Raw genomic sequence first — 9,964 nt, forward strand, 5'->3', positions numbered from 1 at the left:
TGGTATGTTTTTGTCGTTAAAAACATTGTACCGTAAAAGGACTGTTATATGGCCTTTTTACTTTTACACAATTATACGGACTTTATCGTTATTTGTCTTACAATCTATAAAAATGAAAAAACTATTGATCTTACAGAAGTGAAAATTAATGGTATTCAAATGAATCAACAATTTAATGATGATAATTACGAGATTAATCGTAATATTAAGTTGGACAGATATAAATTTTACAATGATAAAAATCATAAAAATCTAACGGTGAAAGTCAAAAATAAACACCAGAAGGTAAAAGGAATAGTGCTCATTAATGATCAGGACGTGACAACTAATTTTGGCATTAAAATTGGAGACAACGTTGATCATGCCATTAACTACTTGGGTGAGAACTATCGTAAGGACAAAGTTGGTAGGGGGTATGATGCATTAATCTATGTTGATAAAGATCATCATATGAAACTATCCATTTTGTATAAAGATAATGTGGTTAAACGAATTGAATTTTTTAGTCGTTAACAGTGATCCGCGTATAATTCAATTTTAAGCAAGCTACTTTTTCAATGAAATAGAGATAATTCAATTAAGAAAGTATGTGAAAAAATGGATAAGATTACCTTTTTAAATGAACTTGAATTAGAACTAGATCAATTGCCAAGAGAAGAAAAAGACAAACTTATGGATGATTATGAAAATCATTTCTATGAACAAGAAACAAAAGGGAAATCAGAAAAAGACATCATATCAGACTTGCGTGAACCACATGATATTGGTAAGGAAGTCAAAGCGAAAGAAGCGATTTCTTATGCTAAAGTTACCCCTAACCTTCAAAATATTGTTAGAGCAATAATGGCGTCATTGAGTCTCGGTGTACTTTCATTTTTCTTTATTATTATTCCTATAGTGATATTTTTAGTGATATTATTTGGTGTGTTTTTATTTTCAGTCTTTTTAATTTGTCTTCCATTAATCATTATTTCGATGAGTATCGTCAAGGGGATTGTTGATTCGTTTAGCAATTTCTTATTTAGCATTTCATATGCAGGGATTGGTATCGTTTTATTTGTACTCACAATGAAAATCACGCAAAATATATATCGACTTGTATTAAAATATTTAACTTGGTATATCCAAACAGTTAAAGGAAGAATTAAACAATGAAAAAGGCAATGATAGCTGGCATAGTAATATTTATAGGTTTTTTCTTGGCTGCAACTTTAGTCTGGTTTGTACACGACAAAGATGAATTTAAAAAACTCAAATATGATAAAGCTTACAATCATATGAAAATGACTAATTTAAATGTTGAGAGTTACAATTCAGAAGTCACAATTAAACAAGGTAACCATTGTGGTGTTAAATATTATGGGGATAATGATGTTAAGGTATATCACACAAATGATACCTTAAATGTAAAAGAGCATAGATCAAACAAAAGAGGTTATAGCATCAATATTAACCCTTTTAATCAGAGCAAATCTGAAATCGAAATTACAATTCCTAATAAAAATATAAACAATTTAGATATACATTCAAATTTTGAAAATATAATTTTAGATGGGATTAATATTAAGAATGGTTTGATTTACCAAGGTACTAAACATTTAAAAGTTAACAACTCTAAATTAAATAACCTTATTTTTAAGAGCGATTCTGGTAGTGTAAACATTAAAAATAGTGAAATCCACAACAGTAAATTTAAGACGCATTTAGGTGCCATTAAAGTAAACAAGACAATACTTCAAAACGCCCTGTTTGTGACTGAAGAAGGTCATTTGAATTTCACAGATATGTATAGTGAAACGGATGTTAGAGGTTCAAGTAAACATGATTCTATTTATTTGGACTATAAAGATAAACCGAAAAATACGTTATTAAAATTACATCCAGGTACTGGTGAAGCTAAAGTTGAGAATAAAGCATTTAACAACGGTAAGGTAGGAAATAGTGATAATGTGGTTGAGTTTTACACTGTTAAAAAAGATATTAAAATAAAATGATTGCCTACATAACAAGAGGCAATCATTTGTCATGTAGGGAGTGGGACAGAATACTTTTAAATTCGTCGTATCCCCAACCTGCTTAGCTTGTAAAATCACTTTCGTGATTTTTTGTGTTGGGGCCCCGCCCGCAAGGGTGACTAGAACTGAGAAAAGCTTGATTTAGGTGCCTTCTCAGTTCAGTCAGCTACTGTGAATTTGCAAAATAGCTTCGTTATATTATTTATCTCCCAGCCTCTTTTTTAATAATTAGCGAAAGTTAAATCGGTATCAATTTGACCTTTAAATTGCTGAATGTCTAGTTCATGTCCATCAAGCCATGATTGAAAATTAATTGAAGTCGGAGCTTGATTTTCACCTAACGTCATACAAGCGGTTAAGTTTTGTGGTTCATACATTGACGTATGTATTGTACCTGACCAACTTCTAAATAATTTGCTATAAATTTCAAACTTCGGATCATTAAATAATTTAAAGGCTGTATGTTTATCTAGGGATTGTGAAGTTTGAGAAATCGTCCGTTCTAACCGTTCACGTGATTCTTTCGTGTAATTTCGATTCTCATGTGTTAAGATTTCGAAATGATTTGTACATACTTTATCATATCTAACATCAAATGAACGTGGTGTCACTTCAACGATGGCGTGATTAAGCTTTTTATCCATTAAAATATAACTAAATGAGCTTCTATGTGGAAGTTCGTTTAAGAATTTAACAGCTTCATCTACATCTCTGCAATATTCTAAAACAAGGCGTCCAATCATATAACATACAAAGCCATTAGCAGGATGTTTACGATGCATAAAGTTATATCCCATCGTCAAACCAGCTTCATTCATGCCATCCATACGACCTGTCATTCTAGACGTAGGTCCAATTTGCGCTAGACCACCGTCATTGGGTTGGAATAATAAGTATCTTCCATCATATGTGGCAGGATGATAATCATAATTACGAATCATATAATCTGGGCCTTGGAATACAGTACAGCCACTTTCTTTTAAATCTGTGAAACGATAATGTGCAAAATTTAATATCATTTGTTTTGTAGGTAGATTCAGTATTTCTTGCATTCCCATAATTTCTTCCCAAATTTGGGGTGCATATGTTTGAAAAACTGAATAAGTTTCATTAACATCTATATCAAAACGAGGCATACGTTTTTTCCATTCACGTTCACGATTTTCTAGTAAAGGCGTTTGTTTAAGCCATTGCGCTGTTTTAACACCTAAATCAAAATGTGACCCTCGAAACGTCATGATATCTGATTTCACTTGTTGCATGAGAAGGCCTCCTGAAAATTCAAAATATTGTAAAATAGCATTAATTGAAAACTAATATAATTATTACTATACTAAACATAATAGCAAGAAAATTTTAAAAAACAAGGAGGGGTACTATGTTTCAGGACGCTTATTTAAAAGTATATAACAAAGTAAAAGCTTGGTGGATGTATTAAACTAATGTACAATTGAAAACTTATGAAGTTTTTGAAATTCAATTTTTAGTGATTATTATAAGACGAAAAAAGGTATCTATTTAATGATAACAGTAAGTATGATAATATATAATATTGTAAACATACTTATTTCTATTTAGAGGTGAAACATACATGTGGGATTTAATTAAAGGTTTATTCAAATTCTTATTAAGCTTAGTAGTTATTACATCAGTAGTCGTTGGTGTTGGTGTTGTAGCATTTGCTTACATCTTCAAAAAAGACTTTGAAGATATCGAAAGAAAAACGAAAGAAATCGTTTCAGATATTGAAAGTAATAACGCGTAATTTGCGTAATAGTACCAGTAACTTCAATTTTGAGGTTACTGGTTTTTCTTTTTAATTAATGGGTTAGAGCGATTAAGAATAATTGTCATAGTGCCCCTTCTTTTAATAAAATAAAGATAACTAGAACTTAGGAGGTATACTGATGACAACTAAGGGTTATATCGGTTCATATACGAAAAAAGAGGGTAAAGGGATTTATTTATTCGAATTAAATGAAGATAATGGTCACATTAGTGCTGTTACTACGGGTTATGAAATTGAAGCATCAACCTACCTTGCGCAAACCGACGATTATTTATATGCCATCACGAAAGAGGGAACACATTGCGGAGTAGCAGCATTTAAAAAAGACCATTCAGGTGCACTAACATTAATCAATAAATGCTTAGCTTCTGAAGCGGGTACAGGCTGTTATATTTCAGTATCCACAGATCATAATTTCTTGTTTGAAGCGGTGTACGGCGCGGGTATCGCTAGAATATATCAATTAAATAAAGAGACAGGTGAAATTGTGAAGTTAATTCAAGAATTGCACCACGACTATCCACTTGGTAGTCACGAACGCCAAGAGCATTCACATGTCCATTATTTAAATGAAACACCTGACGGTAAATACGTTGTAGCTACGGATTTAGGTACTGATCGTGTTGTCACGTATGAATATAGTAGTGAAGGCTTAAAAGAGTATAAAGTGTCTCAATTTAAAGATCAAGATGGTCCTAGACACATTGCTTTTCATAATAATGGCGAATATGCATACATTGTTCATGAATTATCTAATTATGTAAGTGTTGCTAAGTATGAGGATGGCAAATTTAAAGAAATAGAACGTCATTTAACGATTCCAGAAGATTTCAATGAAGATACTAAACTAGCTGCTGTCCGATTATCTCATGATCAACAATCGCTATATATTAGTAATCGCGGTCATGATAGTATTGCTGTCTTCACGATTACAGATGATGGTGCTGGACTAAACCCAGTAGAAATTGTTAAAAGTGGAGACCAATTTCCTAGAGATTTTAATATAACTGAAACAGATAACTACTTAGTATGTGCCCATCAAGAAGGAAATTACGACATTACCGTATTCAAAAGAGATACACATACAGGTAAATTAACGCCAACAGATAAGCAATACAATGCACCTGAGGGTGTACATGTTAGCTTTATTTAATAAACTATATAAATAGCCAGGCTGGGACATAAATAATATAATAATGCTATTTTGCAAATTCGCAGTAGCTGACTGAACTGAGAAGGCACTTAAATCAAGCTTTTCTCAGTTCTAGTCATCCTTGCGGAGGTGGGCGGGGCCCCAGCAAAGAGAATTTCATCAAGAAATTCTACAAGCAAAGCAAGCTGGGAGTGGGACGAATTTAAAAGAATTCTGTCCCACTCTCTTTTTTCGAATGAATTTATAAATTTTTAAAAAAGGTTCTAATATATTTAAATTTACCTTTATAGGGTGGATACATTACGCTTGAATCTAATCGTGTAGATTTAAAGATATATGACTTACTGTGGCTAAAAGTTTCAAAAGTATATTTACCGTGATATTGACCGATACCAGACATTCCAACACCACCAAATGGTAGTTTAGGATTTGCTAAATGCATTAATGTATCATTGATTGCGCCACCGCCGAATGATAATTCATTTAACACACGGTGTGTGCTATTCTCATCCTCACTAAATAAATATAGACTCAATGGTTTAGCTTTACTTTGCACAATATCGATTGCTTCATTGAAATCATCGTAAGTAATGATAGGTAAAAGTGGACCAAAAATTTCTTCCTGCATAATTTTAGAGTTAGGTGTGATGCCATCTAATAAAGTTGGTTCTATATAGCGCGTTGATGCATTTGTATGGCCACCGAAAATAATATGTTGTTGATGTACGTTAAGTAATTCATTTAAGCGATTAAAATGTTTATCATTGACGATGCGACCGAAGTCAGGGCTTTCCTCAATCGTGTGACCATAAAATTCTTGAATACTTTGTTTAAGCGCCTCAATCAATTCGTTTTTAACTTTCTTATTTACTAATATATAGTCTGGTGCTACGCATGTTTGACCAGCATTTGTAAATTTACCAAAACTAATACGATCACTTGCAACTTTGATATTAGCTGTGTCATCTACAATAACAGGAGACTTTCCACCTAATTCAAGCGTAACAGGAACTAAATTTTTACTAGCAGCTTCATATACAATTTGACCAACTTTGTCACTACCTGTAAAGAAGATATAGTCGAAAGGTAGTTGAATTAATGTTTGTGTCTCAGAAATACCTCCTTCAACAACAGCTATATAATCTGGTGTAAACACGTCTTCAATAATTTGACGAATGACTGTGGCAACATGAGGTGTTAATTCAGATGGCTTAACAAGCGCTGTATTTCCAGCTGCGATAGCGCCAATTAAGGGTTCAAATACCAATTGAACTGGATAGTTAAATGGACCAATGATTAGTACTGTGCCATAAGGTTCCTGCTTAATATAACTTTTTGCAGGAAACATAAATAGAGGGGTGTCAACTTGTTTTGTTTTAGCCCAATTTTTCAATTCTTTACGTGCTGTTTTAATACTTTTTAAAGTGAATCCAATTTCTGTAGCATAGGCTTCAACAGGACTTTTTCCTAAATCTGTTTTAAGCGCATCAAGTAAATCGTTTTCATGATTTTTAATGCTTTTACTTAACAGTTTTAACTGATGCTTTCGAAATTTTAAATCTTTTGTTTTATGTGTTTTAAAAAAAGCTTTACTCTCTTCGAATTGTTGCTCGATGGTCGGCAATATATGATACCTCCTAATGAATCCTTTTTAAATTAAAAAACTTTATTAAAATGTATGATGTCATTCATCATATCTATACCCTAAATTTATTTCAATAAAAATGAAGCGGGACTGAATTGTTTTAAATTCGTCGCCCGCTCCTAGCTTGCTTTGCTTGTTGAATTTCTTGATGAAATGCGCTTTGTTGGGGTCTAGCTCGCAAAGATAACTAAAACCGAGAAAAGCTTACGCCCTCTCGGTTCTGTTAGCTACTGCGCATTTGCAAAGTAGTATTGTTTAATGATTAATGTCATAGCCTTACATATATAGGCGGTTAATTAAAAACCTAAATGTTTTATTTAGTTAAAGCTTCTGTAATTTGAGGTACCACTTGTTTTTTACGAGAGACAACGCCTGATAAGAATGCCATGCCATCGTCTAGTTGAACTTTAAATGCTTCGCCAACTTTGTCTTTTTCAGCACCTACGACTAAAATTTTAGAGTCACTATTAATAATATCAGTTACGACTAATACAAATAAGTCGTATTTTTCATTTGCACTTGTTTCTAACATTGCTTTTTCAAGATCTTCTTTGCGATTTAAGACTTCGTCAATGTCAACCGTGTTAACTTGTGCAATACGTGTAACATAGTCACCCATATTGAATGATTTAGCGTCCATATCTAATAATTCTTCAGCAGATTTATCCGTTGTAGATGCACCAGCTTTTAACATATCTAAGCCATATTCATCTAAATCAACATTTGCAATGTCTTTTAAATCTTTAGCAGCATTTACATCTTCATCTGTACAAGTAGGTGATTTAAATAATAAGCTATCAGAAATGATTGCTGAAATCATTAATCCAGCAATGTGTGGTTTAATTTCAAATCCACGTTCTTTATACATTTTATAAAGAATTGTAGCTGTACAACCAACTGGTTCTGCTCGATACCAAAGTGGTGAAGCAGTTTCAAAGTTTGCGATTCTGTGATGGTCTACAACGTGTTTGATCTCAGCATCAGAAATTGTTTCAGCACTTTGTTGGAATTCGTTATGATCGACTAAGATAACCTCTTGGCCATCTAGGTTATCACTTAATAATTCTGGTGCTTTAACTTCAAAGTGATCTAAAGCATATTGAGTTTCAGGATTAATATCTCCTAAGCGATATGGCGTCGCTTCAGAGTTACCAGTTAATTGTTCAAAATCAGCCATGATTATAGCTGATGCGATTGCATCTGTATCTGGATTTTGATGTCCAAAAATATAAGTTTTTGCCATTGTTATTATCCACCCTTATCATTTGATTTTTCATCTTATTTTATCATGTTTTATTTAGGAACATCTACCTCTGCGCCTAATGAGTTTACAAAATGTCCTAAAGCCCACACATGACCATTTTCATTGAAAGAAGCAACACCATCTTTAGGAATAGTGATGTGATATCCTAAATTATATGCTGATACGGCAGTATGGAGAATGCAAATATCTGTACATACACCTACAATTTCAATATCTGTGATATTTCTTTCACGTAATAGGCTATCTAAAGGCGTACCGTAGAAAGAATCATAGCGACGTTTATCTAGATAATGAACATTCTCGCATTCTTTAAAGTTATCATAAAACGATTTAACCTTACCATACAGTTCGCGCCCTGATGTGCCCTCAATATTATGAGGAGGGAATAACTGCGTCTCAGGGTGGAAAGGATCATTTTCATAGTGCAAATCCATCATAAAGAAAATATCTTGGTCATGTGTCTGATACGTTTCAAGACGGTTTAGGATAAACGTTTCAATATCTTGGCCGGGTTTACCACATGTTAAGCGGCCATCATCTGCAATAAAATCATAAGAATAATCGACAACGATAAGTGCTTTTTTAGTCATGAGCTATCATCCTCTCGAATTAATGTTTGAGGTATTTAAAAATTGTATAATTATATAGAAACGATTAAATGATTACCTCATTAATCATTACATATATTATAGCTAATCCCATTCTAAAATGGTACATAGCCTATAGATTTAAAGATTGGAAAGTTGAGATAGGGGATACGATATGTTAATTAATGCTCAAGATTATGGACTAAAAGGACATAATAAACGTAAAGACACGAAAGCAATACAGCGCGCATTGAATAAAGCAAGATATGGTGAACACACTGTGTTTATACCGAGTGGTACGTATCATATTTCGAAAGCACTCATTATTTACGGTGCAACGACACTATTACTTGAAGATGATACCACATTGCTAAGATGTGGTAAGGATGCCCTTTTAAAAAACGGACATCGCTTTGGCTTTTATAAAGGATATCAAGGAAATAGTCAGATTTATATTAAAGGTGGAACATTTGATATGAATGGTGGTCAATTTCCGTATAACAATACTGCAATGTCAATTGGACATGCGGAAGACATCCAATTGATTGGTGTAACGGTATTAAAAGTCGTAGGTGGACATGCTTTAGATGCCTGTGGTATTAATGGCTTATATATCAAGAACTGTCATTTTAAGGGATTTAATGATTTTGATGGCGACCGCTCATTTTCAGAAGCGATTCAATTGGATATTCAAGTCCCAGGTGCATTCCCTAAATTTGGTACGACAGATGGAACCATTACTAAAAACGTTGTTATCGAGAATTGTTATTTCGGTGATTCTGAAGACCAACACATGCGCCCATGGAATAGAGCGATTGGCTCGCACGCAAGTAGATATAATAAATTCTATGACAATGTGCATATTAAAGATAATTGTTTTGATGGAATGGAAGATTATGCATTAACACCTCTTAAAGCTAAAAACATGATTATATCACGCAATGAATTCAAAAATTGTAAAGGTGGTATTCGATTTTTAGGTGTGAAAGATGGAAAGAATGCTGCTGACCCTAACACAGGCTTGGTTATGCCAACTCAAGCAGGTGAAAACTTCAGTGTAATTAGTAATCATTTTAGTGGGAAAATGAAAAAAGATGCCATTCATATTAGAAGTTATAATGATGTAAAACATCAGCAAGTATTTATTGCAGGGAATACGTTTGATGATACATCACAAACGATACATTTAGAGGATATAGCTGACCTGACTTTAAATCAGGATGAGGACGTCACAATTAGGAAAATAAATATAGAATAAAACAGTTTGCAAGTAGGACAAAATGGGAGTGGGACAGAATTCTTTTAAATTCGTCGTCCCACTCCCAGCTTGCTTTGCTTGTAGAATTTCTTGATGAAATTCTCTTTGCTGGGCCCCGACTCCCAACTTGCTTTGCTTGTAGAATTTCTTGATGAAATTCTCTTTGCTGGGGCCCCGACTCCCAACTTGCTTTGCTTGTAGAATTTCTTAGTGAAATTCTCTTTGTTGGGGCCCCGCCCGCAAGGATGACTAG

General features: G+C 33.4%; 10 protein-coding genes. 6 read left to right on the forward strand and 4 right to left on the reverse strand.

The genetic code is table 11. The features are described from left to right. The first annotated feature begins 48 nt into the window (after positions 1 to 48). The 3 genes from KA909_RS12470 (at position 49) to KA909_RS12480 (ending at position 1,994) form a co-directional block, all read left to right on the forward strand. The gene (locus KA909_RS12470) at positions 49 to 513 is read left to right on the forward strand and encodes a hypothetical protein (protein WP_210130287.1); all 465 of its coding nucleotides are present in this window, start codon (positions 49 to 51) and stop codon (positions 511 to 513) included. Positions 514 to 597: 84 nt separating this feature from the next. Next, complete coding sequence (locus KA909_RS12475; protein WP_053030403.1) at positions 598 to 1,155, forward strand: HAAS signaling domain-containing protein; 558 nt, start codon at positions 598 to 600, stop codon at positions 1,153 to 1,155. After that, positions 1,152 to 1,994: a DUF4097 family beta strand repeat-containing protein gene (locus KA909_RS12480; RefSeq protein WP_193839141.1), complete on the forward strand. Its 843-nt coding sequence runs from the start codon at positions 1,152 to 1,154 to the stop codon at positions 1,992 to 1,994. Before KA909_RS12475 ends, KA909_RS12480 begins: the two co-directional genes overlap by 4 nt. A gap of 242 nt (positions 1,995 to 2,236) precedes the next feature. Here the strand turns inward: KA909_RS12480 and KA909_RS12485 are convergent, their stop codons facing one another. Then, positions 2,237 to 3,277 (reverse strand): C45 family autoproteolytic acyltransferase/hydrolase, encoded by a 1,041-nt coding sequence (locus KA909_RS12485; protein ID WP_210130288.1) that lies wholly within the window; start codon positions 3,275 to 3,277, stop codon positions 2,237 to 2,239. Positions 3,278 to 3,606: 329 nt separating this feature from the next. Here KA909_RS12485 and KA909_RS12490 point away from each other — a divergent pair, with 329 nt between their 5' ends. Together KA909_RS12490 and pglS are read left to right on the forward strand one after the other, a co-directional pair. Next, complete coding sequence (locus KA909_RS12490) at positions 3,607 to 3,780, forward strand: hypothetical protein (RefSeq protein WP_011275337.1); 174 nt, start codon at positions 3,607 to 3,609, stop codon at positions 3,778 to 3,780. Positions 3,781 to 3,922: 142 nt separating this feature from the next. Then, positions 3,923 to 4,957 (forward strand): 6-phosphogluconolactonase, encoded by a 1,035-nt coding sequence (gene pglS, locus KA909_RS12495; protein WP_193839143.1) that lies wholly within the window; start codon positions 3,923 to 3,925, stop codon positions 4,955 to 4,957. 241 nt (positions 4,958 to 5,198) lie between these two features. On the opposite strand, the gene KA909_RS12500 is transcribed toward pglS, so the two are convergent. The 3 genes from KA909_RS12500 to KA909_RS12510 all read right to left on the reverse strand — a co-directional run bounded on the left by KA909_RS12500 (position 5,199) and on the right by KA909_RS12510 (position 8,456). Beyond that, positions 5,199 to 6,581 carry an aldehyde dehydrogenase gene (locus tag KA909_RS12500; protein WP_075109420.1) on the reverse strand — a complete coding sequence of 461 codons (1,383 nt, stop codon included), beginning with the start codon at positions 6,579 to 6,581 and terminating at the stop codon, positions 5,199 to 5,201. Positions 6,582 to 6,915: 334 nt separating this feature from the next. After that, on the reverse strand, positions 6,916 to 7,845 hold the full coding sequence (locus KA909_RS12505; protein WP_193839145.1) for a manganese-dependent inorganic pyrophosphatase: 930 nt from the start codon (positions 7,843 to 7,845) through the stop codon (positions 6,916 to 6,918). 50 nt (positions 7,846 to 7,895) lie between these two features. Beyond that, entirely contained in the window at positions 7,896 to 8,456 is a 561-nt protein-coding gene (locus KA909_RS12510) for a cysteine hydrolase family protein (RefSeq protein WP_075109421.1), read from the reverse strand. A 172-nt stretch (positions 8,457 to 8,628) separates the two neighbouring features. Between KA909_RS12510 and KA909_RS12515 the strand changes: the two genes are divergently transcribed. Beyond that, positions 8,629 to 9,711 (forward strand): glycosyl hydrolase family 28-related protein, encoded by a 1,083-nt coding sequence (locus KA909_RS12515; RefSeq protein WP_210130289.1) that lies wholly within the window; start codon positions 8,629 to 8,631, stop codon positions 9,709 to 9,711. The last annotated feature ends 253 nt before the right edge of the window (positions 9,712 to 9,964 follow it).

The organism is Staphylococcus sp. GDX8P54P (genome assembly GCF_017893165.1).
GTDB classification, from domain to species: domain Bacteria; phylum Bacillota; class Bacilli; order Staphylococcales; family Staphylococcaceae; genus Staphylococcus; species Staphylococcus borealis.